This is a genomic window from Amycolatopsis sp. cmx-4-61 (assembly GCF_046548775.1).
In the GTDB taxonomy this organism is placed as follows: Bacteria; Actinomycetota; Actinomycetes; order Mycobacteriales; family Pseudonocardiaceae; genus Amycolatopsis.
Window position 1 is genome coordinate 69,867 of the sequence record NZ_JAEBEI010000013.1, and the last position, 25,004, is coordinate 94,870.

Genomic DNA, 25,004 nt, shown 5'->3' on the forward strand with positions numbered 1-25,004 from the left:
CTAAGTGCGTGGTGCGACCGTCCCAACCCGTGCTGACCACCGTCGGCACGCTCGCCCGGCTCGGGCTGGCAGCCGTCTGGCTCGTTTCCGGTGCGCTCAAGCTGGCGGATCCCGGTCGGACGCTGATCGCCGTGCAGGCGTACCAGGTGCTGCCGGACGCACTCGCGAACGTGGTGGCCATCGCGCTGCCGCTCGTGGAACTCGTGCTCGGGCTGCTGCTGCTCACGGGCCTGGCGACCCGGTGGGCCGCCGCGGCCGCGCTGGCGCTGCTCGTCGTGCTCATCGCCGGGATCGCCCAGTCGTGGGCCCGCGGGCTGAGCATCGACTGCGGGTGCTTCGGCGGCGGCGGCCAGGTGGCGGCGGGGCAGACCGAGTACCCGCAGGAGATTCTCCGCGACACGGGGTTCGCGCTGCTCGCGGTCTGGCTGCTGGCGCGGCCGCGCACCTGGCTGTCACTCGACGGCTGGCTGGCGCGAGGTCGCGGGAACTTGGGCGAGCCCGGGCACGACTACTCGGGTGTCGCGGAAGGGAACTGATACACAGTGGGTGGAGTACACAGTGGGTGGAGCTGAGCGGACCGCTCGGAAGCGTCGTCAGGCGGCGCAGGCCGGTCCGAACGTGGTCGCGCAGGCCCGGGGGGCCTCCGGCGACCGGCGGAAGTGGATCATCGGGATCGCGGCGGTGGTCGTCGTGGCCGCGCTCGTGATCGGCGGGGTGATCTGGACGATCGCGGACCGGAACAAGACCGAGGGCCGGGTCATCGACCCCGGCGCGCCGACGAGCTCGCTGGCGGGCGACGTCACGCAGAAGCGCGACGGCGTGGTCGTCACCGTGGGCAAGACCGGCGCCAAGGCCTCGATCGACGTCTACGCCGACTTCCTCTGCCCGATCTGCGGCCAGTTCGAGAAGGAGTACAAGGGCCAGATCGAACAGGCCATCAACGACGGCAGGCTGCAGGTGCGCTACCACATGGTGCCGCTGCTCAACACGCGGTCCAGCCCGCCGGGCTACTCGCTCGACTCGGCGAACGCGGCGCTGGCCGCGGCCGACGCCGGCAAGTTCCTCCAGTTCCACGACGCGCTGTTCGCCAACCAGCCCGAAGAAGGCAAGCGCGGCTACGACAAGGCGCAGCTGATCGAGCTCGGCAAGAACGTCGGCATCACCGACCCGGCGTTCGCGCAGACCGTCAACGCCGGCACCTACGACCAGCAGCTGAACACGGCGTTCCAGCAGATCGAGAACGACCCGAAGCTGGCGCAGGACTTCGGCGGCGGGCAGAGCGGGTTCGGCACGCCGACGGTCACCGCCAACGGCTCGATCGTGTCCTGGCAGGACCCGGACTGGCTCAAGAAGGTCACCGGCTGACTCCGGGCAATTCGCCCACCCGGGGACGACTCGTGAACTAGGCTGGGGCCGGACCAGGGGAACCGGGGGTGCCGCGCGCGCGTCGCACCTGTCGGTGACAGGGAGGGCCAGTGGACGGTTCGGGGTTTCACGTCGATGACGGCGCGTACACGCGGTACGCGCGTGAAGTCGACCCGCTCGGGGACGACGTCAAGGGAGCCGCGGAGCGGCACGTCGGCCCGCACGTGACGCTGGCCGGCCACGGTTTCTCCGAGATGGGCGGCGAGTCCGGCTTCGCCGGCGCCTACAGCGGCCGGATGCGCGCGCTGCAGGAGAAGCTGCACCGCGTCGGCGGCGGCTGGCGGCAGGTCGGCGAGGCCGCCCGGCAGACCGATCGCAACTACACCGCGGTCGAGGGCGAACACGGCGACGTCATCCGGCGGCTCGGTGGCGACCGGTGACCGAGCACACCGACCAGCTCGTCCGGCACAGCCTGGACACGACGAACCGGTTCGCCCGGAAGCTGCGGCACGACCCGGCGGCCATCGGCGGCGCGCGTGACGCGCACGTCGCGCTGCAGACTTCGGTGGGCCGGACTCGCGACGTCGCGTCGGAGCAACGCGTCAACCTGGCGTCCGCCAGTTCCGGCGCGACGACCGACCGCGCCACGGCCACGTCGCAGAGCCTGGAGAAGGAGGTCCAGGACCTCCTCGACGAGAGCGCCGAAATCGAGAAGGCGGTCGCGGAGGCCGCCGAGACGCTGCACGTCGGCGAGATCAAGAACGACCAGGTCCGCGACCAGATCATCAAAGAGATCTCGGCGTCGATGAAGGCGCTCGAAGCGGTGAAGACCATCCAGCCGCCGGAAAGCCGCGGCGCCGCTTCGCGCGACATCCTGATGAAGCTGCAGACGAAGATCAGCCGGCTCACCGGCCAGGCCGCGACGTTCAGCGAGCAGACGATCGACGACCTGACCGCGATCGGCACCCGGCTCGGCGGCGAAGAGCAGTCGACGTCGGCTTCTTCGGCGTCCTCGACGAAGGTCGGGTCGTCGTTCAACAGCAACAGCGGGTATTCCGGTGGTTCGGACGGCGGTGGCGGTGGTGGCGGCGGCGGTGGTGGCGGAGGCGCCGCCCACAAGCCGCGGCTGCCGGTCGCGATCCCGCCGCAGCCCGGCACCGGCGTCGCGATCAACCTGCCCGGCGGCAAGCAGGTCATGGCGCCCAACGAAACCGCGGCCAAGGCCGTGCGCGCGGCGCTTTCGCAGCTCGGCGTGCCGTACGTCTGGGGCGGCACCGCGCGGGGTGTCGGCCTGGACTGCAGCGGGCTGACCATGACGTCCTACCAGGACGCGGGCCTGCAGCTGCCGCGGACGGCGGCGCAGCAGACGGTCGGGGCCGAAGTGCCCTCGATCGACCAGTTGCTGCCCGGCGACCTCGTCGTCTGGTCGGGGCACGTGGCGATGGTGATCGGCGACGGCCAGATGATCGAGGCGGGCGATCCGGTGCACATCAGCAACATCCGCACCACGAACGCCGGGCAGTCGTTCATCGGCTTCTACCGGCCCACGGGGTGAGCTGTGGCTGAACTCGACATCGACCTGGCGTCCGCGCGGATCGCCGAGCAGGCCGCGCAGGCGGGCGCGGAGGTTTCCGCGCGCCTGGCCCGCTCGGGTCCGGTGGTGGGCAAGGCTGCCGCCGACGGGATCGACGTCCAGGTGGCGCCCGGCGGGCTGCTGACCGGGCTGACGATCCACCGCTCGGCGCTGCGGCAGGGATCCGCGGTGCTCGCCGACCGGATCTTCGAGCTCGCCCAGCGCGCGACCCGGCGGGCGGGCGACCGGATGTACCACGCACTCGCTCCGGTGGTGGACGCGGCGCAGCTGGAAACCCTGGGCTACGAACCGATCCCGGACGACGACCCGGACGCCGAGACCTACGCGTACGAAGAGGGACCGCGGTGATCACCACTCGTCAGCTGATCGCCGAGGCCCGGGCCCGCGAAGAGGCGATGGCCCGGGTGGAGGACCTGCTCGCCTCGGCATCCGGGACGGCGCACGACGTCGACGGCCAGGTCGAGGTGACGGTCGACGCGCGGGGGAAGCTGCTGCGGCTGTGGCTGGCGCCGACAGCGGTGGAACTCGGCGAGCGGCTGGGGCCGTTGGTGGTGGAGATCGCGCGGGCGGCCATGCGCGAGGCGACGCAGGACGGCTACAACAAGGTCGCGCTGCTGCTGGGCGAGGACCTGACGTACCTGGTCGAGCAGATGACCGGGGTCCCGGCGCCGGCCCGCGCGGAGGACGACGACCCGGGGATGACGGTCGAGGAATTCCAGCGGCTGCGGGCCGAGCGGATGGGAGCGACGCCGGCCGCTCCTGCGTCGAGTACTCCTGCGTCGAGCGCTCCGGCGTCGGGTGTCGAGGACGAGGACGCGTACTGGGAGTCGTTCGACCCGGCGTCGCTGCGCTCGGATCGCTGACCAGCCCCCGTTTCCACGCTACCCGGAGGGACCGACAAACCGTGGGTGCGCGCAGAGTGGTCACCTGGCCCGGTTTCTTCAACACCCGCGATCTCGGCGGGCTGCCGACGAAGTCCGGGGCGCCGACCCGGTTCGGTGCCTTCTTCCGGGCGGCGGACCTGCGGTTCGTCACCGAAGCCGGGTGGGCCCGGGCGCGCGAGGCGGGAGTGCGCACCGTCGTCGACCTCCGCAACGCCGACGAGATCCGGCCCGCGGCGCAACCCCGGACCGTGCTGGCGGGTTCGGCGCAGTTCGCCGCGGACGCCGCGGGGCCGGTCACCCCGGCCGGCATCGACCGGCTCGAAGTCCCGCTCGACGACATCGGCGACGTGGACTTCTGGCGGCACGTCAACGGGGCGGGGCTCAACGGCACCCCGCTCTACTACCCCGGCTTCCTCCGGGAGAAGGCCGGCCGCTGCGCCGCGGTCCTCAAGGCGATCGCCCACGCCGGTTCCGGTGGTGTCCTGTTCCACTGCGGCGGGGGCCGGGACCGGACCGGCCTGATCGCGCTCCTGCTGCTCGCGCTGGCCGGAGTCGAACCCCGCGCGATCGCCGCGGACTACGCCATGTCGGCCGATGCGCTCGGGGCGCTGTACGCCGCGATGGGCGCCGACGACCAGCGGCCGATCATCCGGGCCGCCCTCGCGAAGCACGGCACCACGGCCGAAGGTGCCGTACTGGCCACCCTCGACGGGTTCGACGTCGAGCAGTACCTGCGCGACGCCGGTGTCACCGGCGGTGAACTCCGCGCCCTGCGCGGCCGGTTGGTGGAGCCGCCCGCGCAGTCCCGCTGAGCGGAAACCGAGTTCGGGCAGAGGTCTGGACCAGCTGCCTCCCGCTGTGTCTTAATCCAAGGCGTGAATTTTGGTCTCTCGACGAGGAGGACCCGCATGCGCCTCGGACGCAGGCTGGGCATCGGCGCGCTGGCCGTCGGGTTGCTGCTCGGCCCGGAAACGCCCGCACTGGCCGGAACCGGCCCCGCCTACAAGGACTCCTGGCGGCCCGTCAAGGTGCGGGTCGCCGATCTGCTCTCGCGGATGACCCTCGACGACAAGCTCGGCCAGATGATGCAGGCCGAACGGCTCGGGGTGAAGAGCCCGGCCGACGTCACCACCGGGCGGCTCGGGTCGCTGCTCTCCGGCGGCAGCTCGCAGCCCACCCCGAACATGCCCGTCACCTGGGCCGACATGTACGACGGCTTCCAGAAGGCCGCGCTCGCCACGCCGCTGGGCATTCCGCTCATCTACGGCGTCGACGCCGTGCACGGCCACAACGGCCTCTACGGCGCCACCGTCTTCCCGCACAACATCGGCCTCGGCGCGACGCGCGACCCGCGGCTCGTCGAGAAGATCGGCCGCGCCACCGCCGAAGAGGTTTCCGGCACCGGCATCGACTGGGACTTCGCGCCCTGCCTGTGCGTCGCCCGCAACGACCGCTGGGGCCGCACCTACGAGTCCTTCGGCGAGGTCCCGCAGCTGGCCACGCAGATGACGTCGATCATCACCGGCCTGCAGGGGCGCCGGCTCGGCCAGCCGGGCTCGGTCATGGCCACCGCCAAGCACTACGTCGGCGACGGCGGCACCACCGGCGGGGTCAACGAAGGCAACACCGAGATCAGCGAGCAGGAGCTGCGCGCGATCCACCTGCCGCCGTTCAAGGCCGCCGTGCAGCGCGGCGTCGGCTCGGTGATGATCTCCTACAGCAGCTGGAACGGCGTCAAGATGCACGCCGGCTCCTACCTGATCAACGACGTCCTCAAGAAGGAACTCGGCTTCACCGGGATCGTCGTCTCCGACTACAACGGCGTCGACAAGATCGACGGCAAGAGCGGGTTCACCCCCGAAGAGGTCGAGGCCGCCATCAACGCCGGCATCGACATGGTGATGGTGCCCTACGAGTGGCAGAAGTTCATCGACACGCTGCGCACCCTCGTCCAGGACGGCCGCGTGCCGCTGGCCCGGATCGACGACGCCAACCGCCGCATCCTGACCAAGAAGTTCGAGCTCGGCCTGTTCGAACACCCGCTGACCGACCGGCGGTTCCTGAACACGATCGGCAGCAAGCCGCACCGCGACCTCGCGCGCCAGGCCGTGCGGGAATCCCAGGTGCTGCTGAAGAACGACCACCATGTCCTGCCGCTTTCCCGGCGCAGCAAGGTCTTCGTGGCCGGCAAGAACGCCGACGACCTCGGCAACCAGTCCGGCGGCTGGACGGTCGGCTGGCAGGGCACCAGCGGCCCGGTCATCCCGGGCACGACCATCCTGCAGGGCCTGCAGCAGAAGTCGGCGAAGGTGACCTACGCCAAGGACGGCACCGGGATCGACTCGAGCTACGACGTCGCCGTCGCGGTCGTGGGCGAGACGCCGTACGCCGAAGGCAAGGGCGACCGGCCGCAGGGGATGGGGCTGGACGCCACCGACCTCGCCACGCTGCAGAAGCTGAAGGACTCCGGCGTGCCCACGGTGGTCGTGCTCGTGTCCGGGCGGCCGCTCGACATCGCCGCGCAGCTGCCGGACTGGGCCGGGCTCGTCGAGTCGTGGCTGCCGGGCAGCGAAGGCCAAGGCGTGGCCGACGTCCTCTTCGGCGACTACAACCCGACCGGCAAGCTGCCGGTCACCTGGATGCGCAGCGCCGACCAGCAGCCGATCAACGCCGGCGACGGCAAGCCCGCGCTGTTCCCGTTCGGCTTCGGCCTGCGCTACCCGCGTCACTGGTGACCCCCGTCCCCCACCGGAAAGGCTCACGCATGCCACGCCGTCCCCTCCTCAGAATCCTGGCCTTCTTCGCCGCCTGCTTGGGGCTTTCCCTGGGAGCCCGGCCGTGCAGGCCGCCACGCCGTTCAAGGTCCTGGCCTTCTACAGCGGCACCTACGACGCCGCGCACATCAGCTTCGAGAAAGAGGCCAACGTCTGGTTCCCGCAGCAGGCGGCGGCCAACGGCTTCACCTACACCGCGACGACCGACTGGAACCGGCTCACGAGCCTCACCAAGGCCACCGCGGACGTCGTCCTGTTCCTCGACGACCAGCCGCAGTCGGCCGCGCAGTTCCAGGGCTTCCAGACCTACATGCAGAACGGCGGCGGGTTCTTCGGCTTCCACGTCACCGCCTACAACGACAGCTCGACACCGTCGTACGCCAATTGGTTCCACAACGACTTCCTCGGCACCGGCCGGTTCACCTCCAACACGTGGGGCCCGACGCCGGAGACGCTGAAGATCGAGAACCGCACCCACCCGTCGACGGTGAACCTGCCGGCGACGATCCGGTCCTCGACTTCGGAGTGGTACGCCTGGCAGAACGACCTGCGCCAGAACAGCAACATCACCATCCTGGCCTCGATGGACCAGTCCACCTTCCCGATCGGCACCGACCCGAACCAGACCTGGTACAGCGGCTACTACCCGATCGCGTGGACGAACAAGAACTACAAGATGCTCTACGCGAACTTCGGCCACAACGCGATGAACTACGACACGAACACCGCGCTGTCGTCGACGTTCGAGAGCGCCGACCAGAACCGGTTCGTGCTCGACGGCCTCAAGTGGCTCGGCGGCGGTTCGACGACCCCGACCGACCCGGGCACGATCGACCCGGCGGCCTGGTACGCGGTGACGAACAAGGCGTCCGGCAAGTGCGTCGACGCCCGCGCGGCCGGCAGCGCGAACGGCACGGTGATCCAGCAGTACACCTGCAACGGCACCACGGCCCAGCAGTACCAGTTCGCCCCGACGAGCGGCGGCTACGACCGGATCAACAACCGGACGAACGCCGCCGAGGTCATCGACGTCACCGACGTCTCGACGGCGGACAACGCGGGGCTGCAGCTGTGGTCCTACAGCGGCGGCGGCAACCAGCAGTGGCAGCCGGTGTCCGAGGGCGGCGGGTACTACCACTTCGTCGCCCGCCACAGCGGCAAGTGCCTGACCGTGCCGGGGTCGTCGACGGCGGACAGCGTCCAGCTGGTCCAGGCGACCTGCAACGGCAGCGCCGCTCAGTCGTTCAAGGTCGCCTAGCGGTGGCCGCGGGCGCCCGGGGGAGCGGCTGTCCCGGGCGCCCTGCGTCTCCCGGCTCGGCGGGCGATGATGGGGGCATGGGGACACGAGGGGAACCGGCCCGGGTGGCCGGCATGCGGATCGACGTCGAAAAGATCAAGCGGCGCGGTTACGGGCGCACGCTGCTGTGGTGGCCGTTCCTCCTGCTGGCGGTCGTCGCGTTCGGCGTCGACCTGCTCACCAAGGCCGGTCTGCACCGGTGGGACTTCTCCACGGAGTACCTGATCGGCGCGGCGATCCGGGCGGCGGTGACCTGGCTGTTCTGCGCGGGCCTCTGGCGTTACCTGATCCGGCGGGAGCAGAAGCGTCAGTGACGCTGCTGCTCCCGACCGGCGGTCAGTCGCGCTCGATGAGGTGGCCCACCACGTCCGGGCCCGGGTGCGCGTGCCCCGAACCGTCGCGGCGGACGTCGATCTCCGGCAGCTCCACCGGGTCGCCGTTGCGGGCCGACCCCGCCGGACGCGGGCCGATCCACGCCACCCGCAGCGCCGTTTCGCCCTTGAGGAACCGCTGGGCCCGGACCCCGCCCGTCGCGCGGCCCTTCGCCGGGTACTCGCTGAACGGTGTCACCTTGACGCTCTGGCCGGTCGAGGTGATCACCATCGGCTCGCCGTGCTCGTCGTCGTCCGTGCGGACCGCGCCGAAGAACACCACCGACCCCGCACCCACGTTCATGCCCGCCATGCCGCCGCCCTTGAGACCCTGTGGGCGGACGACGGAGGCCGCGTACTTCAGCAGCGACGCCTCCGACGACACGAACGCCAGCGTCTCCGAACCGTCCGTCAGCCAGGTCGCGCCGACGACTTCGTCGCCGTCCTTCAGCGAGATCACTTCGAACTCGTCCGAGCGGACCGGCCACTCCGGCGAACAGATCTTCACGACACCGCCGCGGGTGCCGAGCGCTAGGCCCGGAGAGCCCGCCGCCTGCTCGCCCAGGGGGGCGATGCCGACGACCGTCTCGCCCTTCTCCAGCGGGACCAGCTCGCGAGCCGCCATGCCGCCGCGCAGCGACACCGTGCCGGCCTGCTCGGGCAGCACCGGCAGCGGCAGCACGTCGGTTTTGAACGCCCGGCCGCGGCTGGTCACCAGCAGCACCTGCCCGCGGGCGGTCGTGTGGACCACGGCCGCGACGGCGTCGTGCTTCACGCGGCCGTTGCGGCGGCGTGTCTCCGTCGCTTCTTCGGACTCCGCGGCCGTGCGCGCCACCAGGCCGGTCGCCGACAGGATCACCTGGCACGGGTCGTCCGCCACCTCGAGCGGCCCGGAGGGCTTCGACGCGGCCAGGACCTCCTTCAGGTCGCCGTCGATCAGCGCGGTGCGGCGCTCGGTCGTGAAGTCCTTCGCGATCTTCGCCAGCTCCGCCGAGACGAGCTTCTTCAGCACCGACTCGTCGTCGAGGATCTTCGTCAGCTCCGCGATCTCCTCGCGCAGCCGCTCCTGCTCCGCCTCCAGTTCGAGCCGGTCGTACTTGGTGAGCCGGCGCAGCGGGGTGTCGAGGATGTACGTCGCCTGGATCTCCGACAGCTTGAAGCGCGTCATCAGGCCGTCCTTCGCGGCCTGCGCGTTCTCGCTTTCCCGGATCAGCTTGATCACCTTGTCGATGTTCAACAGCGCGATCAGCAGGCCGTCGACCAGGTGCAGGCGCTCTTCGCGCTTGCGCCGCCGGTACCTGGTGCGCCGCGTGACGACGTCGTAGCGGTGGCGGAGGAAGACCTCCAGCAGTTCCTTCAGGCCCAGGGTCTGCGGCTGGCCGTCGACGAGGACGAGGTTGTTGATGCCGAACGACTGCTCCAGCGGCGTGAGCCGGTAGAGGTCCGCGAGCAGCGCCTGCGGGTTGACACCCACCTTGCACTCGATGACCAGCCGCGTGCCGTTCTCGCGGTCGGTGAGGTCCTTGACGTCGGCGATGCCGGTGAGCCGCTTGGACTTGTTGACCTCGTCGGTGATCTTCTCGATCACCTTCTCCGGGCCCACGCCGTACGGCAGCTCGGTGACGGTGATCGCCTGCCGCCCGCGGCTGCCTTCCAGCGGGCCCGTTTCGACGCTCGCCCGCATCCGGACCACGCCGCGGCCGGTCTCGTAGGCGCGGCGGACCTCGTCGAGGCCCAGCAGCTTGCCGCCGGTCGGCAGGTCGGGGCCGGGCACGAACTCCATCAGCTTGTCCAGCGTGGCGGACGGGTGGGTGATCAGCCACCGCGCCGCGGCGATGACCTCGCCGAGGTTGTGCGGGATCATGTTGGTCGCCATCCCGACCGCGATCCCGGAGGTGCCGTTGACCAGCAGGTTCGGGAACGCGGCGGGGAGCACGGAGGGTTCTTCGAGCGAGCCGTCGTAGTTGGGGCGGAAGTCGACGGTGTCCTCGCCGAGCTCGCCGACCAGCTGCATCGCTTCGGGCGACATGCGGGCTTCGGTGTTGTGGTTGACGAAACCGCCGGCCAGGAACGAGTGGTCATCCGTCGTGACGCGGACGGAGTAGACCTCCGCCGGGGCGGCGGTCACCGCCTCGGTGACCTCTTCGAACCGGTAACCGGAATCCATGATCGGCAGGATCGTGGCCAGTACCTCGGTGTCCTTGATCCGGTCGATGATCCGCAGCCGCTCGGTCTCCCAGCGCTCGATGCGGTCGAAGTTGTGCTGGGTGAGCCACTTGCGCCCGCTGCCCCGGCGGTCGAAGTCGAGGGCTCCGCGGACGTAGTCGGCCACGAACGGGACGTGATCCGAGCTGAGCCGGTGGGGGCGGAGGACCGACCGCTGGACGAGCTCCTGCAGCCTCGCCTGCTTGGTCTTCAGGAACCCGACCCGCTCGGCGAACGCACGCACGTTGCGCAGGCCGGAGACGACCAGCCGGTGTTCCACGGAGCCACTCGCCCGCGTGTAGCGCCGGTGAACGGCGATGACGCCGAACTCGGAGAGCAGTTCCTGCAGCTCCGCGGCCAGCCGCTCGCTGTAGGTGGTGTACTGGATCGTGAAGCCGTCCTTGGCCGTCCGGCAGCCGCCGTCGCCCTCGAAGGCAGCCATCAGGAAGGCCCGTTTGGTGCCCTCACCGCCGCTCCAGACGAAGTCCGGGACGACTTTGTCGGCCGCCCGGTGGCCGATGAACTCACCGAGCGGGCTCGCCCGGAAGGCATCCATGCCGCCGGCGTACTCCTGGACATCGAGTTCCCGGATGAGCTTGCGGTCCTGGCGTGTGCGGCGCTCGGAGACGTACCTCTTGCCGCCGACGACCTGGTCGTACGCGTGGAGAACTTCGTCGAAGAAGTGCTCGTCGGTGTTGTTGAAGCCTGCCCTTGTCTCACTGGCGAAACCTTCGGACACCCAGGCGCCGGCCAGCACGCCCAACATGTACTCGCGGGCCGTCGGGACGACGTTCTTCCACGCGTTGCGGGCGAGGCACACGATCGTGCCCGGCTTCACCTCGTCCAGCTGCTTCCACTGGAACATCGGTACGCCCATCGGTGCCTCGAGGCACAAGACAGGGTGGTTCTCGCTGCCCCGGAGGGAGAAGCCCGACTTCGTCGTGATCCGGATCGTAGGGTGCACGCCGGAGTTGAAGACCTTGTCGACCTGGACGGCCTTGCCGTCCTTGTCGAGGACCTCGAAGTCGGCGTCGGCCTCCGAGTCGGCGGGCAGGTTCACCACGTCGGCGATCCGTGGACTGGACCCGTCGGCCAGCCGGATCCGGGTGTCGCCCACCAGGCAGTAACGCGAAGCAGCCGGGCCATCGTCCGGGCTGCCGAAGTTGCCGTGCCCGTCGATGAGCGGGACGTTCAGCGAGAAGTCCTGCGCCAGCCGGACCATCGCGTCGTAGATCGCGACGTCGCCGTGCGGGTGGTACTTGCCCATCACGTCGCCGACCACGCGGGACGACTTCACGTACGCGTGCGTCGGGCGGTAGCCGTTCTCGTTCATCGAGTACAGGATGCGGCGGTGGACCGGCTTCAGGCCGTCCCGCGCGTCCGGGAGGGCGCGCGAGTGGATGACCGAGTACGCGTACTCCAGGTAGGAGTCTTCGATCTCGGTCTTCAGCGAGTTGTCGAAGACGTGCGCACCGGGGGAGTCGAACGCGGTGGGATCGACCTTGGTGGTGGTGCCCTTGCGGCGTGCCACGGCAGAACTCCTTGGTAGCTACGAAAAATCAGGCGTCGATGGCTTCGCGGTCGACCCGGTCGGAAGAGGCGACCAGCCAGTTCCGCCGGGGCTCGACCTTCTCGCCCATCAGCAGTTCCAGCGCCGCCTCGGCGGCCTCGGCGTCGTCCATCGTGATGCGGCGCACCGAACGGGTCGCCGGGTTCATCGTGGTCTCCCACAGCTCGTCGGCGTCCATCTCGCCGAGACCCTTGAACCGCGGCACCGGCGTGACGATGCTCTTGCCCGCCCGCTCCAGCTCGGCGAACTTCTGCTCCATCTCGCGCTGGGTGAAGGTGAAGTGCGTCTCCGGGTTGCGGCCCTTCGTGACGAGCTTGTGCAGCGGCGGCATCGCCGCGTACAGCCGGCCGTCCTCGATCACCGGGCGCATGTACTTCGCGAACAGCGTGATCAGCAGCGTGCGGATGTGCGAGCCGTCGACGTCGGCGTCGGCCATCAGGATCACCCGGCCGTAGCGCATGGTCGACAGGTCGAACGTGCGCCCGGTGCCCGCGCCCAGGACCTGCACGATCGACGCGATCTCGGCGTTCTTCAGCGTGTCGCCCAGTGACGCCTTCTGCACGTTCAGGATCTTGCCGCGCAGCGGCAGCAGCGCCTGGTACTCCGACACGCGCGCCATCCGCGCCGACCCGAGCGCGCTGTCGCCCTCGACCAGGAACAGCTCGCTGCGGGAGACGCCGGTGGTGCGGCAGTCGACCAGCTTCGGCGGCATCGCCGCGCCTTCGAGCGCGGTCTTGCGCCGGGCGGCGTCCTTCTGCTGCTTCTGGGTGAGCCGGACGCGGGAGGCGTCGACCACCTTCTGCAGCACGACCTTGGCCTCGGACTTCGTCTTGCGGTCCTCGGTCCACGCCTTGACGTGCTTGTCGACGATGCCCTGGATGACCCGGGTGATCCCGGCGGTGGACAGCTCGTCCTTGGTCTGCGAGGTGAACTGCGGTTCCGGCAGCCGGACGTGGATCACGGCGGTCATGCCCTCGAGGACGTCCTCGATCGTCGGCATGTCCTCCTTCGGCTTGAGCAGGCCGCGGGTCTTGGAGATGGCGTCCTGCAACGCCTTGGCCATCGCCCGGTCGAAGCCGCGGCGGTGCGTGCCGCCGTGGACGTTGCGGATCGTGTTGGTGAAGCACTCGACCGTGCGCTCGTAGCCGGTGCCCCAGCGCAGCGCCACCTCGACCTCGGCGTGACGCTCCACATTGGACTGCATGACGCCGGCGGCGTCGGCCGCGTTCTCCTTGTACGTGCCTTCGCCGGTGATCAGCAGCGTGCCGCAGACCGGCTTCTCGCCCGACGGCGTGAGGAAGTCGACCATGTCGACCAGGCCGTTCGGGAAGTGGAAGGTCTCTTCGTTGATCGTGTCTTCGATCGCGGTGCGCAGCACGTAGGTGACGCCCGGGACGAGGAACGCGGTGTTGCGCAGCTTCGTGCGCACCCCGTCGACGTCGAGCGCCGCGCCGGACTCGAAGTAGCGCGCGTCGTACCAGTAGCGGATCGAGGTGCCGCTGCGCTCGCCGCGCTTCATCTTGCCGACGAGGTTCAGCCCGGAGCGGTGGGTGAACTTCGCCTTCGGGCCCGGCCCGTCGAACGTGCCCGGGATGCCGTGCTTGAACGACATCTGGTGGACCTTGCCGTCCTGCTTCACGGTGACGTCGAAGCGGTGCGACAGCGCGTTGACCGCCGAAGCGCCGACGCCGTGCAGGCCGCCCGAGGTCTTGTAGCCGGAGCCGCCGAACTTGCCGCCGGCGTGCAGCCGCGTCAGCACCAGCTCCACGCCGGACAAACCGGACTTGGCGTGGGTGCCGGTCGGGATGCCGCGGCCGTCGTCGTCCACCTGGACGCTGCCGTCGGCGTGCAGGGTGACGACGATCTTCGTCGCGTGGCCCGCGACACCCTCGTCCGTGGAGTTGTCCACCACCTCCGAGAAGAGGTGGTTGATGCCCCGGCTGTCGGTGGAGCCGATGTACATCCCGGGGCGTTTGCGGACGGCTTCGAGACCCTCGAGATGCGTCAGGTCGTCGGCCCCGTACAAGGTCTCGGCAGTCACAGGGTCGTTCTCCCGGATCGTGGCTCGCGAAAGTGCTGGTGGTGGTGCGGACTCGCCTGCACCGTAGTGCAGGATATCCGCCGACCCCGACAACTTTCGCGCGCTGTCCTCCCCGGAGTGGCGTGCGCCGTGCGCTAGCGGGGGTCGTAGGCCAGGTCGGGCCACAGGCCCAGCAGGGCTTCGATCTTCCGCGGGACCTGGAAGCTGTTCCGGAAGTTCGGCTTTTCGCCGATCGCGGCGAGGGCCTTGCGGAGGTCGCCGAAGGCCGGTTTCGCGGCCGACTGCCGGGTCAGGACGTAGCAGTACGTCCGGCGGGGGTAGGCGAATTCGTCGATGTAGGCCTGGAGGACGAGACCGGGGGCCTCGATCCGCGACCCGACGAGGGGCCGGCCCTGCTTCTGGCTGTAAACGGGGATCACGTGCACGCCCGCGCGGAGCGTGCGCGGCGGGTCCTGGCCCTGGCCGTCGTCGGCCCAGAGCAGTTCGACCCGGAACGGCGATTCGCCGTCCTCGCCGGGGTGGGTGTATTCGCGCTGCAGCTCCTCGAGCCGGTACGCGGCCTCGGCGTTCGGTTCGCCGCCTTCGACGAGGCTGACCAGGTACAGCTCGGCCGGGCGCGGCCAGGCCGGGCGGGGCACGTCGGTGGCTTCCGGCTCGGTCGCCACCGGTTCCGTGGTGCCGGTGGTCTCCGTGGGGGCCGTGGCCTCCGGGGCCTCCGTGGGGGTCGTGGTGGCCGGGTCCGGGGTCCCGGGCTGCTCCGGGGCGGCGGGCTGCGCCGCGGCTTCCGCCGGAACTTCCGCGGCGACGGCCGGGCGGACCGGCGACGGCGTGGGTGCAGGTGGGGGTGTGGGCGCCGGGCGGACCGGCGACGGCGCGGGGGCGGCGGGGCGCACGGGCGACGGCGGCGGCGTCGCGGCCGCGGGCCGGACCGGCGTCGCCGGACGGCTGGTCACCACCGGCCGGGCGGGTGCCGCGGCGGTCCGGGCCGGTGCGGGCCGGGCCGTGACCAGTTTGCCGGCGCCGTACTGCTCCAGCAGCGGCTCCAGGTCGCCGGCGGTCAGCGAGGGACCCGCCAGGTCGCACCACTCGAGCCAGGCCTCCTGGGCCTCCTCGACGGTGTGCCGCTCGTGCGAGACGGTGACCGCCTCGAACAGCTGCCGCGGGCCGGCGGCGGTGACGTCGGCCGAGCCGACCACGACGAACGAGGGGTCGTCCTCGGCGATCACCAGCTTCGCGTTCAGCCCCCGCAGCGAGTGCACGAGCACGCCCGCCTTGACCCAGTGCAGCAGCGCGTGCGGGCTCGTCGCCCCGGACAGCACCGTGTCCAGGCTCGCGTCCGTGATCAGCGTGTCGCCGGGTTGCAGGGGCAGCAGGGCCGCCGCGCCGGGCCCGACGTGGCCGAAGGCGGCCACCAGGTTCCGGCGCGGGGCGAGCAGGGGGGTGATCGAGGCCCAGATGTCGCGACCGGCGAGCAGTCGTACCGAACGTTCGGCCAAACCCAGCCGAGCGAGCTCCGCGTCCATGCCCCCGACCTTAGCCGGTGCCCCTCGAAGCCCTGACGGCCGGAATATCTCTTGCTTGGAAGTAGTTGAACGCGCATGTAAGATGGTGCTCGCGAAGGGAGCAGGTCATGCAGTTCGGAATCTTCACGGTGGGCGACGTCACGACCGATCCCACGAACGGAACCACGCCGACGGAACACGAGCGCATCAAGGCGATGGTCCGCATCGCGCTCAAGGCCGAAGAGGTCGGCCTCGACGTCTTCGCGACCGGCGAGCACCACAACCCGCCGTTCGTCCCGTCGTCGCCCACGACGATGCTGGGCCACATCGCGGCGCAGACGTCCAAGCTGGTCCTGTCGACGTCGACGACCCTGATCACCACGAACGACCCGGTGAAGATCGCCGAGGACTTCGCGATGCTGCAGCACCTCGCCGACGGCCGCGTCGACCTCATGATGGGTCGCGGCAACACCGGCCCGGTCTACCCGTGGTTCGGCCAGGACATCCGCCAGGGCATCCCGCTGGCCATCGAGAACTACGCGCTGCTGCGCCGGTTGTGGCGCGAGGACGTCGTGGACTGGGAAGGCAAGTTCCGCACCCCGCTCCAGGGCTTCACGTCGACCCCGCGGCCGCTGGACGGCGTCCCGCCGTTCGTCTGGCACGGTTCGATCCGCAGCCCGGAGATCGCCGAGCAGGCCGCGTACTACGGTGACGGCTTCTTCGCCAACCACATCTTCTGGCCGACCTCGCACTTCCAGCAGCTGATTTCGTTCTACCGCCAGCGCTTCGAGCACTACGGCCACGGCTCGGCCGACCAGGCGATCGTCGGCCTCGGCGGGCAGGCGTTCATCCGGCCGAAGTCCCAGGACGCCTGGAACGAGTTCCGGCCGTACTTCGACAACGCGCCGGTGTACGGGCACGGCCCGTCCCTGGAGGAGTTCACCGACCAGACGCCGCTGACCGTCGGCAGCCCGCAGGAAGTGATCGACAAGACGCTGACCTTCCGCGAGCACTTCGGCGACTACCAGCGCCAGCTGTTCCTGATGGACCACGCCGGCCTGCCGCTGAAGACGGTGCTGGAGCAGCTCGACCTGCTCGGCGAACAGGTCGTTCCGGTGCTGCGCAAGGAACTGGACGCGCTGCGGCCCGCGCACGTCCCGGACGCGCCGACCCACGAGTCCCTGAAGGCCGCGGCGCAGGTGGAGGCGACCGTATGAAACTCGCAGTGGTGACCGCGGGGCTGTCGGTGCCGTCCTCGACGCGGTTGCTGGCCGACCGCCTGGCCGCGGCGACGGTCGCCGCGGCCGGGTCCCCGGTCGAGGTGTCCGTGGTGGAACTGCGCGACATCGCCTTGGACGTCACGAAGAACCTGCTGACCGGCTTCCCGAGCCCCGCGCTGCGCACGGCCGTCGAAACGGTGACCGGCGCGGACGCGGTGATCGCGGTCACCCCGGTGTTCACGGCCGGCTACAGCGGGCTGTTCAAGTCGTTCTTCGACGTGCTGGACACGGATTCGCTGGTGGGCAAGCCGGTCGCGCTCGCGGCCACCGGCGGGACGGAACGGCATTCGCTGGTGGTCGACTACCAGCTGCGGCCGCTGTTCGGGTACCTGAAGGCGGATCCGGTCGCGACGGGCGTGTTCGCGGCTTCGTCGGACTGGGGCAGTGGCGAGGCGTCGGGGGCGTTGCAGCGGCGGATCGAGAAGGCCGGTGCGGAGCTCGCTTCGGCGGCCGAGGGACGGGTTGCGGTGGCGAAGGAGCCGGATTTCGTCCCGTTCGAACAGCTCTTGGCGCAGTAGCCGTTCGTGCCGGGCGGGCGCCCCGCGGAAAGCCTGTCGAAAGTAGGGGGTGGTGCCCGCCCTCCGGCAGCAGCCGCCGGGGGTGCCCGCCGCCTACTTTCCCGGCATGACCAGGCTTATCCTCGTGCTCGCGGCCCTGCTGCTCGCCACCGCCACCCCGGCGCACGCGGCGCCGCCGCGGGACATCGACGGTTACGTCCGCGCCTACCTCGACCACACCGGCCTGCCCGGCGCCGCCGTCGCCGTCACCCACGGCCCGGACGTCGTGCGCGTCGCCGGGTACGGCCACGACGCCGCAGGCGGGCCGATGACCGCGTCGACCCGCCTCCCGATCGCGTCGCTGAGCAAGTCCATGACCGCCTTCGCCGCGTTGCAACTGGCCGAAGCCGGACGCCTGAACCTCGACGAGCCGGTGACGCGCTACCTCCCGGACTATCAGCTCGCCGATCCCCGCGGGGGAAAGATCACCGTCCGGATGCTGCTGGACCAGACGTCCGGGATGGCCGACTCCGCCTTCCCCGACCTGAAACTGTCGCAGCCGCACACCCTTGCCGAGGCCGTCACCCGGCTGCGGGACGCGCCGCTGGCGAGCGAGCCCGGCGCGGAGTTCCACTACCACAACCCGAACTACGAAGTGGCCGCCCGGATCGTCGAGGTCGTGGCCGGGCAGCCCTTCGCCGGGTACCTGACGACGAGGCTGTTCGCCCCGCTCGGGATGACGGCGAGCACCACCGTCGACATGCCGCCGCCGGGGACCGACGGGTACGTCCGGGCTTTCGGCATCGCGGTCGGGGTGTCCGAACCGGACTGGTTCACCGGCGGCAGCCACGGCGTGCTCAGCACCGCGGAGGACCTGGCCAAGTGGCTGCGCGCACAGCAGGACGGCGGTGGCGTGCTGTCCCCGGCGTCGGTCCGGCTGGCGCACACGCCCGCACCCGGACGCGACTACGCGCTCGGCTGGACCGTCCGGGACGGCCGGGTGTCGCACACCGGCGACTGGTTCTCCCACACCGCGGCCCAGGTGCTGCTGCCCGGCGGGTACGGCGTCGCCGTGGTCGCGAACACCGGGATGGCGCTGGACAACGAGGCCGAGCTGCTGGCCAGGGACCTCGCGAACCTGCTCGAGGGCGGGGCGCCGGAGCCCGGCCTGCCCGCCGGGGTGGTCGCCGACCGGGTGCTGGGCGCAGTGGCCCTGGTCGCGGCCGGTCTCGCGGTGCTCGGCGTGCGCCGGGCCCGGCGGAACCCGCGGTGGTGGCGGCTCGTGCCGCCGCTGCTGCCGCTCGTCCCGCTGGTGTTCCTGCCGCAGCTGCTCGGATGGGTATTCGCGGGGCGGCGGGGTACCTACGTCCAGGTGCTCCACGTCTGGCCGGGGCTCGTGGCCTCGCTCGGCGTGGTCGCGCTCGCCGGCCTGGTCGTGGCCACGGCCAGGGCGCGGGCCCTCGCGAGTGGCACGCGGCGCCGCGACCCGGAAGAATCGGACACGACGAGGGGAGACGCCCGGTGGGCATCGGCAAACAGGCGAAGCGGATCCTGATCACGGTGGCGGGGGCCGTCCTGCTGCTGGTCGGGGTGCTGCTGCTGGTCCTGCCCGGCCCCGGGCTGCTGCTCGTGCTCGCCGGGCTGCTGGTCCTGGCCTCGGAGTTCCCCGCGCTCGAGAAGTACGTCGACCCGGTGCGCGACCGCGCGATGAAGGCGGCGGAGGAGAGCGTGTCCTCGCCGCTGCGGATCGCCGGCTCGGTGCTGGCCGGGCTGGCGCTGCTGGCGGCGGGCATCGTCTGGGGCACGGTGAAGTCGCTGCCGTTCAGCGGCTGGAGCACCGGGTCGAGCCTGATCCTGTCGTCGGTCATCCTGTTCGCGCTGCTGGGCTGGAGTTACCAGCGGGTCAAGTCGCGCCGCGAGACCGGCGCGAAGGCGTCGACCGACCGGTAGCCTCGGCGCCATGAGCGCCGGATTCCAGCGCGCCCGCCGCCCCGAGCAGGTCGAGGCGCGGCGCCGGGCCATCCTCGCCGTCGCGGGGGAGCTGCTCGCCGAGCGCCCGGTCGCCGAAATCAGCCTGCGGGAGCTCAGCTGCCGGGTCGGGCTGGCGAAGTCCAACGTGCTCCGGTACTTCGACAGCCGCGAGGCGGTCTTCCTGGAGGTCCTCGACGGGCTGTGGACGGCGTGGCTCGACGAACTGGCGGAGGCACTGGGCGAACCGGGCCCGGCGGAGCCCGGCTTCGCGCGCGAGGCGCGGATCGCCGGGACGATCGCGGCGACCCTCACCGGGCGCCGGGTGCTGTGCGAGCTGCTGAGCGCGATGGCGCCGGTGCTGGAGCGCAACATCCCGGTGGACTACGCCCGCAGCTTCAAACGCCGGGCCGCCGCGAACACCGGGCGGCTGGGCGAGCTGGTCCGGGCCCGGGTGCCGGAGCTGCCGCCCGGCGCGGCCCGCCACTTCGCCCACGCAGTGGTGGTGGTGCTGTCGGGCTCGTGGCCGGCCGCCCACCCGACGGCGGCCGTGGCGGCCGTCGAGCAGGGCGACCCGCCGGCGTTCGAGCTGGCGGAGGGGCTGACGAACCTCCTCGCCGGGCTGGTCGCCCGGCAGCGGTGAAGCCGTGACGGCCACCCACCGCGGGTGGCCGTCACGCGCGCTCAGACCGCGCGGACCGCCTGCTTCGCCGGGCCCGCGCTCGCGGCCGGGTCGACGTAGCAGCTGGTGTACGAAGTGTCCGTGCGCTGCCCGGCCGCGTTGGCGCTCCAGGCCGTCACGTTCAGCCAGATCTTCGTGCCGGTCGCCGGTGCGGTGAACTCGAACGCTCCCGTGCCGTCCGCGCCCGGCCGGACCGCCACCTCCGGTCCGGTGACGCCGTCCGCGGTGATCACGTAGCCGTACGAGGCCAGGCCCGGCTGGACCGGCTTCAGCGTGCAGTGCACCACCTGGCCGGGCCGGGCGTTGCCGGTCAGGTCGCAGGTGAGCGGCGGGGCAGCCGACTTCGGGTAGAAGGAGTAGTACCCCGCCTGGGACACCGAACCGTCGGCGAACGTGCTCGTCACGGTCAGGTACTGCGTGTCGGTGGTGAGCGGCGTCAGGGAGACGCTCGCCGTGCCGTCCGGGCCGGCGGGCACCGTGCCCGACGCGCCCCGGTACAGCGAGTACGTGTAGCTCACGACGCCCGGGACGGGGGACGAGAACGTGAACGTCCCCGGCGTGGTGACGTAGGCGCCTTCGCAGCACTCGGGGAAGTCGGTGCTCGTCACCACCGGGCCGTTCGTGGCCACCGAAACGTATTGCTGCTTCGTCGCCGACACCAGTCCGCCCGCGGTCGTCGTGAACGCGTCGAGGTAGTGGCTGTACGGCGTTTCCGGCACGATGCTGACCTGCGCCGTGCCGTCCGGTCCCACCGGGACCGACACCGGTTCGCCGTCGTCCCAGACGTAGGTGAACGACGTCGAGCCCGGCAGCGTGGCGTGCAGCGTGAAGACGACGGGCTTGCCGACCATGGCGTCGGCGGGCACGTCGATCACCGGCAGCCCCCGGTCGATGTCGAGCCGGCCACCTCCGGGGCCGGACAGGTTCCCGTTGGTCATCCGCGCCCGCACGGTGACGTCGTACTGCTTCCTGACGTCGGTGGGCGTGACGGTGATCGTGGCGGTGCCGTCCGCGCCCGGGGTCAGCGTCGTCTCGGGCCCGTTGTCGATCTTGTAGACGTACGCGGTGGCGCCGTCGGTGCCGTGCGGGCCGAACGTGCACTGCCGGGTCTCGCCGAGGAAGGCCCGCGCCGGCGTGCAGGTCATCGAGGGACCGTTGCGCGCCACGAAGAACCGGTAGTCGCCGGACGGCCCGGTGTTCCCGGCGGCGTCCACGCCGGACGCGGACATGCTCATCGGCCCGTCGCTGCCCGGGGTGTACCGGACCGTGGCCGTGCCGCCGGGCCGGTCGGCCGCGACGTAGCCGCCGCTCCCCTCGTACCCGGCCTGCCACCGGAAGCCGACGACCGCGGTGTCCCCGCCGGCGTCGAGGGTGAAGTCGCCGGGGATGCCGATGCCGCCCTTGCCGGGCACCTCGTACACGTAGTCGGCCGAGGTGATCGCCGGTGCGGTGGCCGGCGGGGTGAAGTCCGTGGTGAACCGGCAGATCGCGCTCCACGCGCTGGTGGCGAGCGAGTCCTTCCCGCGGACCTGCCAGGCGTAGGTGACGCCGTCGGCGAGCTGCGCGTCCGGGTCGAAGTACGCTTCCGTGCCGTTGACGTAGGAATCGATGCCGGTCACGCGCTGGTCCGGGTGGTCGACCGGCCACCAGGCGAACTCGGCGGAGAAGCTGTAGTCGTCCGGGTCGCTGACGGTCGCCGACATCGCGGCGCCCCCGCGCCGGACCAGCGGGGTTTCCGCGCAGGCGTGCTGACCGGTCTTCAGGTTCACCGGCGTCGTCGGCGGCTGGTTCTTCTGCAGGCTGACGTACAGCATCGGCCGGTAGGTCCGGCCGAAGCGCGGGTCGTGCTGCTGGTCGTCCGGCAGGCGCAGCACGAGCGTCAGCGACGTCCGGCCGGCGTCGATCGCCTGCTGCAGCGGCGGTCCGGCGTCCCAGTCGAGGTAGTCCGAGGGGCAGACGTCGAGGCTGCCGGGGCCGGCCAGCTTGGTCAGCTCGCGCGGCTGGTCGTCCCAGGTCGGGGCCTTCCGCGCCGGGGCCGTGACCCACAGCTCGGTCCCGCGCGGTGCCGAGCAGTCGGCGACCGCGGTCTCCCGGCCGGACAGCTCGGCGGAAAGCACCTTCGCGCCACGCAGCCCGGAGAGGTCGAACGTGAAGTACGACTTGGACACGTGCTTCTTGTGGTCGGCCGTGACCTTCGCGCCGATCGGCGCGTCCCCGGCCGGGTTGACGAAACTCTGCTTCGGCTGCGCCGAATCGGTGTACGACCACGACGTCGACTGGATCGACGTGTACTGCGTGGCCGAGGCCGGAACGGCCGTGCCGGCCACGAGCAACGCCGCGGTGACGGCGGTGGTGGCCGCTTTCGCTCTTCCGGAGCCCAAAAGGCTCACCCCCTGAAACTGCGAGACCCGGGGGACCGCGAGCGCGGTCCCCCGGGCCGAACACGCACCGAGGGTGGTTCCGGTTGCCTACTTCCCGCTGGAATACAGCGCGCTCACGTCCGCGTCGGACAGCGCCCGGTCGTAGACGTGCACCTGGTCGACCGCGCCGTTGAGGTAGTCGACCGGGCCGCCGCCGTACTTGCCGCGGCCGATCACCGTGTGGCCGGTCGACGCTTCGCCGAGGCAGACGCTCTTCGTCGCCGCCAGCTGGCCGTCGACGTACAGCTTGAGCGTGCCCGCCGCCGCATCGCGGACGCCGACCACGTGGTACCAGTGGTTCACTTCCGGAGCCGTGGGCGCCAGCGCCCGCGTGCCCACGAAGCTCATCGCCAGCCGGTGGTCCGCGCCCGAGTACTGCAGGAAGAAGGCGCTGTGGTCGTCGCCGTCCTGGCTCACCACGGTCTGGAAGCCGTCACCCACCGCGTTGAACTTCACCCACGCGGCCGCGCTGTAGCTGCCTTCGGTGTTCACCAGTGCGGCACCGGTGTCGGCGAACTGGCCGGAACCGTTGGTGGCCAACGCCGATCCGCTCTTGCCCGCGGTCCAGGACGCGCCGCCGACGAGCGTGGCGTCGTGGCTGCCGGCGACGTCCTTCGCCACCGTGCCCGCGTTCTCGTCGAACGGGTACGCGGCGATCCCGTCGATCCCGGGCGTCCCGGCGGGCACCGACGGCCCGGACACCGGGGCGCCGGTGGCGCCCTTGATCACCGCGAGGTTCGCCGCGCGGACCGCCGCGAAGTCCATCTTCTTCACCTGCCGGTCGTAGGTGAAGAAGCCGTTGACCTCCTTCTCGACGTCGGTGGTCTGCGTGTAGACCCCCGCGGACACCCCGCACCGCTGGGCGACCAGCAGCAGGCGCTGCTGGAGTTCGCCGTAGCGCCGCGTCAGGGTGGCGCTGTCGGGCTCCATCTCGTAGGCGAAGCTGCCCGACGCGTCGAACTCGTGCCCGGCGACCTTGAGGCCGAGGCCGCCGTACTCGCCGTCGACCGCCGCGCGCGTCCCGGTCTGCGCGGGCGTCCCGGGACCGGTGTAGGTGTGGTCGTCGTAGATGTCACCCTTGCCGCTGTCCGGTTCGGACCGGCAGCAGTTGACGCCGGATTCGGCGTTGACCAGGCGCGATGGATCCCACGCCTTGACCTCGTCGGCGATGCGGCCGACTTCGTAGTCGCCCCAGCCTTCGTTGAACGGCACCCACGTGACGATCGACGGGAAGCTGCGGTGCTGGTCGATCATCCGCTTCATCTCGGACTCGTAGTTGACGCGCGCGGCCGCGGACGGCTCGACGTCGTCCTTCATCGCCGGCATGTCCTGCCAGACCAGCAGGCCGAGCTTGTCGGCGTAGTAGTACCAGCGGTCCGGCTCGACCTTGATGTGCTTGCGCACCATGTTGAAGCCGAGGGCCTTCTCCTGCTCCAGGTCGAACTTCAGCGCCGTGTCGGTCGGTGCCGTGTAGATCCCGTCCGGCCAGAAGCCCTGGTCCAGCGGGCCGACCTGCATGACGAACTTGCCGTTGAGCAGCATCCGCTGCTTGCCGTCGGCGGTCTTGCCGAGCCCGATCGTGCGCAGCCCGAAGTACGAGCCGACTTCGTCGCCACCCGAGAGCTTCACGCGCAGCTCGTAGAGGAACGGGTCGTCCGGCGACCACAGGTGCGGCCGGTCCACCTTCAGCTTCAGCGGCTGGTTCGCGTCACCGCTCACCCGCCCGACCGGGCGGCCGTGGTCGTAGGCGACGGCTTCGACCCGCTGCTTCACCGGCCCGCCGACGACCGCCTTCACCGTCACCGAACCGAGGTCCGGCGTGACATCGAGGCGGTCGATGCGTGCGGACGCCACCGGCTCCAGCCAGACGGTCTGCCAGATGCCCGACGACGGCGTGTAGAAGATGCCGTCACCGGGCGAGCGCTGCTTGCCGAGCGGCTGCCCGCCCTGGTCGTTCGGGTCCGCGACGCCGACGACGACCTCCTGGGTGGCCTTCGTGGTCAGCGCGTCGGTGACGTCGACGGACCAGGCGTCGTAGCCGCCGGTGTGGCGGCCGACGGTCTTGCCGTTGACGATCACCGTCGTGTCGTAGTCGACGGCCTGGAAGTGCAGCAGGAGCCGCTGCCCGTTCTTACCGACCTGCCAGTTCTTCGGGACCTCGAACGTGCGGCGGTACCACATGTTCGTTTCGTGGCGCATGATCCCGGACAGCGCGGACTCCACCGGGTAGGGCACGAGGATGCGCTCTCCCAGCGTCTTGCCGACCGGGGCGGCCTCGCCCGGGGTCGCCTTGGCGAATTCCCAGACGCCGTTGAGGTTCTGCCACCTGTCGCGGGTCAGCTGGGGGCGGGGGTAGTCGGGGAGGGCGTTCGTCGGGGAGACGTCCTTGGTCCACGGCGTGGACAGCGGCGGGGTGAGCCGCTGCCACTGTGGTGTCTGCGGGGTGTCGGCCGCGCTCGCGGCGGGCGCGGTGCCGAGGCCGGCCACCGCGACCGCGAACGCGGCGGCCGCGGTGAGCCATCTCCGGGATTTTCGGGCAGGGTGAAGCATCGTT

The 25,004-nt window shown here is 70.9% G+C and carries 20 protein-coding genes; 15 read left to right on the forward strand and 5 right to left on the reverse strand.

The genetic code is table 11. The annotated features are described in order from the left end of the window. Positions 1-29 precede the first annotated feature (29 nt). The 10 genes from ACLJOU_RS30605 to ACLJOU_RS30650 all read left to right on the forward strand — a co-directional run bounded on the left by ACLJOU_RS30605 (position 30) and on the right by ACLJOU_RS30650 (position 8,228). Positions 30-536: a MauE/DoxX family redox-associated membrane protein gene (locus ACLJOU_RS30605; protein ID WP_410572492.1), complete on the forward strand. Its 507-nt coding sequence runs from the start codon at positions 30-32 to the stop codon at positions 534-536. A gap of 82 nt (positions 537-618) precedes the next feature. Beyond that, positions 619-1,365 (forward strand): DsbA family protein, encoded by a 747-nt coding sequence (locus ACLJOU_RS30610; protein WP_410572143.1) that lies wholly within the window; start codon positions 619-621, stop codon positions 1,363-1,365. Between the two features lie 110 nt (positions 1,366-1,475). Beyond that, positions 1,476-1,805 (forward strand): hypothetical protein, encoded by a 330-nt coding sequence (locus tag ACLJOU_RS30615; protein ID WP_410572145.1) that lies wholly within the window; start codon positions 1,476-1,478, stop codon positions 1,803-1,805. Then, a complete protein-coding gene (locus tag ACLJOU_RS30620; protein WP_410572147.1) occupies positions 1,802-2,920 on the forward strand; it encodes an NlpC/P60 family protein in 1,119 nt (372 codons plus the stop codon). The genes ACLJOU_RS30615 and ACLJOU_RS30620 overlap by 4 nt, the downstream gene beginning before the upstream one ends. Positions 2,921-2,923: 3 nt before the next feature. Then, the gene (locus ACLJOU_RS30625; RefSeq protein ID WP_410572148.1) at positions 2,924-3,307 is read left to right on the forward strand and encodes a YbaB/EbfC family DNA-binding protein; all 384 of its coding nucleotides are present in this window, start codon (positions 2,924-2,926) and stop codon (positions 3,305-3,307) included. After that, a complete protein-coding gene (locus tag ACLJOU_RS30630) occupies positions 3,304-3,822 on the forward strand; it encodes a YbaB/EbfC family nucleoid-associated protein (protein WP_410572150.1) in 519 nt (172 codons plus the stop codon). The genes ACLJOU_RS30625 and ACLJOU_RS30630 overlap by 4 nt, the downstream gene beginning before the upstream one ends. A gap of 41 nt (positions 3,823-3,863) precedes the next feature. Continuing rightward, on the forward strand, positions 3,864-4,655 hold the full coding sequence (locus ACLJOU_RS30635; protein WP_410572152.1) for a tyrosine-protein phosphatase: 792 nt from the start codon (positions 3,864-3,866) through the stop codon (positions 4,653-4,655). A gap of 96 nt (positions 4,656-4,751) precedes the next feature. Further along, entirely contained in the window at positions 4,752-6,578 is a 1,827-nt protein-coding gene (locus ACLJOU_RS30640; RefSeq protein ID WP_410572154.1) for a glycoside hydrolase family 3 protein, read from the forward strand. Positions 6,579-6,681: 103 nt separating this feature from the next. Next, entirely contained in the window at positions 6,682-7,875 is a 1,194-nt protein-coding gene (locus tag ACLJOU_RS30645) for an RICIN domain-containing protein (RefSeq protein ID WP_410572155.1), read from the forward strand. A 77-nt stretch (positions 7,876-7,952) separates the two neighbouring features. Then, entirely contained in the window at positions 7,953-8,228 is a 276-nt protein-coding gene (locus tag ACLJOU_RS30650) for a hypothetical protein (RefSeq protein ID WP_410572156.1), read from the forward strand. A gap of 22 nt (positions 8,229-8,250) precedes the next feature. Here ACLJOU_RS30650 and ACLJOU_RS30655 read toward each other — a convergent pair whose 3' ends face one another. The 3 genes from ACLJOU_RS30655 to ACLJOU_RS30665 form a co-directional block, all read right to left on the reverse strand. Then, positions 8,251-12,021: a DNA gyrase subunit A gene (locus ACLJOU_RS30655; protein ID WP_410572158.1), complete on the reverse strand. Its 3,771-nt coding sequence runs from the start codon at positions 12,019-12,021 to the stop codon at positions 8,251-8,253. Positions 12,022-12,049: 28 nt separating this feature from the next. Further along, the gene (locus ACLJOU_RS30660; protein ID WP_410572159.1) at positions 12,050-14,101 is read right to left on the reverse strand and encodes a type IIA DNA topoisomerase subunit B; all 2,052 of its coding nucleotides are present in this window, start codon (positions 14,099-14,101) and stop codon (positions 12,050-12,052) included. Between the two features lie 134 nt (positions 14,102-14,235). Continuing rightward, positions 14,236-15,624, reverse strand: a complete 1,389-nt coding sequence (locus ACLJOU_RS30665) for a hypothetical protein (protein ID WP_410572161.1) — start codon at positions 15,622-15,624, stop codon at positions 14,236-14,238. A gap of 107 nt (positions 15,625-15,731) precedes the next feature. On the opposite strand from ACLJOU_RS30665, the gene ACLJOU_RS30670 reads away from it, so the two are divergent. The 5 genes from ACLJOU_RS30670 to ACLJOU_RS30690 all read left to right on the forward strand — a co-directional run bounded on the left by ACLJOU_RS30670 (position 15,732) and on the right by ACLJOU_RS30690 (position 19,991). Continuing rightward, positions 15,732-16,820, forward strand: coding sequence for an LLM class flavin-dependent oxidoreductase (locus ACLJOU_RS30670; protein WP_410572162.1), 1,089 nt, complete (start codon positions 15,732-15,734; stop codon positions 16,818-16,820). Further along, positions 16,817-17,401, forward strand: coding sequence for a CE1759 family FMN reductase (locus ACLJOU_RS30675; RefSeq protein ID WP_410572163.1), 585 nt, complete (start codon positions 16,817-16,819; stop codon positions 17,399-17,401). Before ACLJOU_RS30670 ends, ACLJOU_RS30675 begins: the two co-directional genes overlap by 4 nt. 106 nt (positions 17,402-17,507) lie before the next feature. After that, a complete protein-coding gene (locus ACLJOU_RS30680; protein ID WP_410572165.1) occupies positions 17,508-18,935 on the forward strand; it encodes a serine hydrolase domain-containing protein in 1,428 nt (475 codons plus the stop codon). Continuing rightward, entirely contained in the window at positions 18,902-19,330 is a 429-nt protein-coding gene (locus tag ACLJOU_RS30685) for a PGPGW domain-containing protein (RefSeq protein WP_410572167.1), read from the forward strand. The genes ACLJOU_RS30680 and ACLJOU_RS30685 overlap by 34 nt, the downstream gene beginning before the upstream one ends. A gap of 10 nt (positions 19,331-19,340) precedes the next feature. Beyond that, positions 19,341-19,991: a TetR family transcriptional regulator gene (locus ACLJOU_RS30690; RefSeq protein WP_410572168.1), complete on the forward strand. Its 651-nt coding sequence runs from the start codon at positions 19,341-19,343 to the stop codon at positions 19,989-19,991. A 41-nt stretch (positions 19,992-20,032) separates the two neighbouring features. On the opposite strand, the gene ACLJOU_RS30695 is transcribed toward ACLJOU_RS30690, so the two are convergent. Then, complete coding sequence (locus ACLJOU_RS30695) at positions 20,033-22,420, reverse strand: hypothetical protein (RefSeq protein ID WP_410572170.1); 2,388 nt, start codon at positions 22,418-22,420, stop codon at positions 20,033-20,035. A 78-nt stretch (positions 22,421-22,498) separates the two neighbouring features. Then, positions 22,499-25,000: a LamG-like jellyroll fold domain-containing protein gene (locus ACLJOU_RS30700; RefSeq protein ID WP_410572172.1), complete on the reverse strand. Its 2,502-nt coding sequence runs from the start codon at positions 24,998-25,000 to the stop codon at positions 22,499-22,501. Positions 25,001-25,004: the final 4 nt, after the last annotated feature.

Excerpts from the sequence above, each read along its gene's own strand:
- ACLJOU_RS30690 (WP_410572168.1), top strand. The coding sequence starts at position 19,341 with ATGAGCGCCGGATTCCAGCGCGCCCGCCGCCCCGAGCAGGTCGAGGCG.
- ACLJOU_RS30650 (WP_410572156.1), top strand. The coding sequence starts at position 7,953 with ATGGGGACACGAGGGGAACCGGCCCGGGTGGCCGGCATGCGGATCGAC.
- ACLJOU_RS30670 (WP_410572162.1), top strand. The coding sequence starts at position 15,732 with ATGCAGTTCGGAATCTTCACGGTGGGCGACGTCACGACCGATCCCACG.
- ACLJOU_RS30700 (WP_410572172.1), bottom strand. The coding sequence starts at position 25,000 with ATGCTTCACCCTGCCCGAAAATCCCGGAGATGGCTCACCGCGGCCGCC.
- ACLJOU_RS30640 (WP_410572154.1), top strand. The coding sequence starts at position 4,752 with ATGCGCCTCGGACGCAGGCTGGGCATCGGCGCGCTGGCCGTCGGGTTG.
- ACLJOU_RS30675 (WP_410572163.1), top strand. The coding sequence starts at position 16,817 with ATGAAACTCGCAGTGGTGACCGCGGGGCTGTCGGTGCCGTCCTCGACG.
- ACLJOU_RS30665 (WP_410572161.1), bottom strand. The coding sequence starts at position 15,624 with ATGGACGCGGAGCTCGCTCGGCTGGGTTTGGCCGAACGTTCGGTACGA.
- ACLJOU_RS30680 (WP_410572165.1), top strand. The coding sequence starts at position 17,508 with ATGACCAGGCTTATCCTCGTGCTCGCGGCCCTGCTGCTCGCCACCGCC.